This window comes from Streptomyces violaceorubidus, from assembly GCF_000717995.1.
Lineage (GTDB): Bacteria > Actinomycetota > Actinomycetes > Streptomycetales > Streptomycetaceae > Streptomyces > Streptomyces violaceorubidus.
Window position 1 is genome coordinate 1 of sequence record NZ_JODM01000092.1, and the last position, 2,450, is coordinate 2,450.

Consider the following 2,450-nt stretch of genomic DNA (forward strand, 5'->3'; position numbering starts at 1 on the left):
TAGTGGCCGCGGGTCGGTTCGCGCCGGGCCATCTGGGAGAGCTGACGCCGATCATGCCGTTCGAGCTGGTCGATGCGGTCTTGTCGGAGACACGGACCGTGCAGCGCCGGCTGCGGGATCTTCCCTCGCGGGTCGGGGTCTACTTCCTGCTGGCGATGTGTCTCTTCCCCGAGGTCGGCTATCGGCTCGTGTGGGCCAAACTGACGGCCGGCCTGTCGGGGATTGCGGTTGTCCGCCCGAACACGAAGGCGCTCCGTGACCTGCGCCGAAGGCTCGGCAGCGCGCCGGTGCGTGCGTTGTTCGAGGCGCTGGCCGGGCCGTTGGCCCGGCCGACCACGTCGGGGGTGCGGTTCGGTCCTTACCGGACGGTGTCATTCGACGACTGCAGCTCGATCAAGGTGCCGGACAGCGAGCGCAACCGGGAGTGGCTGGGGCGGTGCCCACATGGCGGGTATCCCCAGGTCGAGCTGATGACGCTGGTCGAGACCGGCACCCGGGCCGTGATCGCTGCGGTCTTCGGGCCCACCCGGGAGGGCGAGACCTCCTACGCCACCAGGCTGTTGCACCATCTGGGCCCCGAGATGCTGGTGCTGTGGGACCGGGGCTTTGACAGCAACGACTTCCTCACCGCCGTGCACGCCACCGGCGCACAGGTCCTGGGCCGCATCCGCCAGCGCCGCCGCCCACCGGTCCTGAAGCCGCTCGCCGACTCCTCCTACCTCTCGGTCATCGGCGGCGTCCCGGTGCGGATCATCGAAACCCAGGTGAGCATCACCTGCACCGACGGCAGCACGTTCGAGGGCTCCTACCGCCTGGCCACCACGCTCCTGGACGCCCGCCGCTACCCCGCCGACCGCCTCGTGCACCTGTATCACGAGCAGCTGGGAGCACGAGAGCGCCTACTACGCGCTGCGCCACACCATCCTGCACGGACGCGTCCTGCGCTCGCACGATCGGGCGGGCGTCGAGCAGGAGATGTGGGCCCTGCTCACCCTCTATCAGCTCCTGCGCCGCACCATGGTCCAGGCTGCGGAGTCCCAGCCGGGCACCGATCCCGACCGCTGCGGTTTCACCATCGCCCTCCAAACAGCCCGGGACCTACTGGTAGGTGCGGACGGCATCTTCGAGCAGGGCATCGGAGAGATCGGCCGGCGGCTCCTGTCGGCGCTGTCACCGGCACGGCGGGCCCGCATCAGCACCCGCAAGGTGAAGTCTCCCATCTCCCGTTACGCGGAAAGGAAACTGGACGGCCGCCCCGACACCAGCAAGGCCGTGACCTCAACGACGATCACGCTCCTGCCGCCGCCGGTGCCGGAGCCCGCACTGCCCACGACCACGGTCCCCCAGTACGTCGGCCCCGGCCAGACCAGCACCCGCATGACACGTGTCCTGGCCATCCTGCAGGAAGAACCCGAACGGCTATGGCGCTCACGGGAGATCGCCGAACTCCTCGGCGACGTCACCCTCGTCGCCACCTACCGACAACTCACCCGCTGGACCGAGAAAGGAATGATCAAGAGGGTCCGCACGGGGCGCTACGCGGCCATCACGCAGGAAACGGCCCCCTTGCGTGACCTGCGAAAAGGCTAACTACCCGGCCTTGGGGAAACTTCACCAGTGCGATCAGCGCCCGCCGGTGTGGCGGGAGTTTGCAGCGGCGGTCACCTTCACGGGTGACGATGAGCATGGTTACCCATTCGACCAGGGTGTGGGGTAGGTCGAGTGCGGCAGGATATGGAACCAACAGGGCTTCTGAGCTGATCAGTTGAGACAACGATCCAAGACAAACTCCGCTTCTTGAAACTCCACGTTCCCGCGAGGCCGCAACCCGCGGTGCTTGACCGCCGAGCACGTGCACCAGTTCGTCGTCGACCAGTGGCAACGCGAACGGGACGACCTCGGCTCACGTGGCCAGGGTCGTCCACTGCAAGCCGTGGACGACTGCCAACACCCGGCAGCGCGTCTTCCCCGGCACCCGGTAGCGTGAACTGTGTCGGTCGGAGTTCGTGATGCAGATGAGGTGGGAGTGTCAACGACTGCCAGGTCGCTGGGACAAGGCTGCCTTTGCCTGGGGCGACACCCTTCGTCCGAGGGTGTTCGAGGCAGAGCGGCGGCGCCGGGGCGGGAAGGGCGAACGGTAGTTACGTGTGTACGACGCTGAGCAGGCTGAGCTCCGTGACCATGGCACCGGCCGCCATGGGGGAAAGGGGGCCGACACACTTTCCGGCCTCGTCTTCGGTAGGGTCCAGGGAGTCCGGAGTGTTGCTTGCCGGGCGTTTTGCAACACCACGAGCGGCGTCGGGGGAGTGCTGATCCGTCATGGCGATTGAGGTGCCTGACTGGGCGAATGATCTCTTTTTTATGGTCATGGGTGAGCGTATGCCGCAGGCCAATGAGGATCTTGCCTATCAGAGTCACCTGGCTTACAAGGATTTTTCGGCGCGGCTGCA

At 66.7% G+C, this 2,450-nt stretch carries 1 protein-coding gene and 2 pseudogenes; 2 read left to right on the forward strand and 1 reads right to left on the reverse strand.

The window, feature by feature from the left end; all coding sequences use genetic code 11:
- Positions 1-53: 53 nt before the first annotated feature.
- Positions 54-815, forward strand: a pseudogene (locus IE94_RS41955) (transposase domain-containing protein); the annotation flags it as partial.
- 160 nt (positions 816-975) lie between these two features.
- The gene (locus IE94_RS41425) at positions 976-1,590 is read left to right on the forward strand and encodes a hypothetical protein (RefSeq protein ID WP_051777903.1); all 615 of its coding nucleotides are present in this window, start codon (positions 976-978) and stop codon (positions 1,588-1,590) included.
- Positions 1,591-1,612: 22 nt separating this feature from the next.
- Here IE94_RS41425 and IE94_RS38745 read toward each other — a convergent pair.
- Positions 1,613-1,744: pseudogene (locus IE94_RS38745) on the reverse strand (IS5/IS1182 family transposase); the annotation flags it as partial.
- Positions 1,745-2,450 lie beyond the last annotated feature (706 nt).

Bases quoted from the DNA above. Each gene is read 5' to 3' on its own strand.
- IE94_RS41425 (WP_051777903.1), top strand. From the start codon at position 976: ATGTGGGCCCTGCTCACCCTCTATCAGCTCCTGCGCCGCACCATGGTC.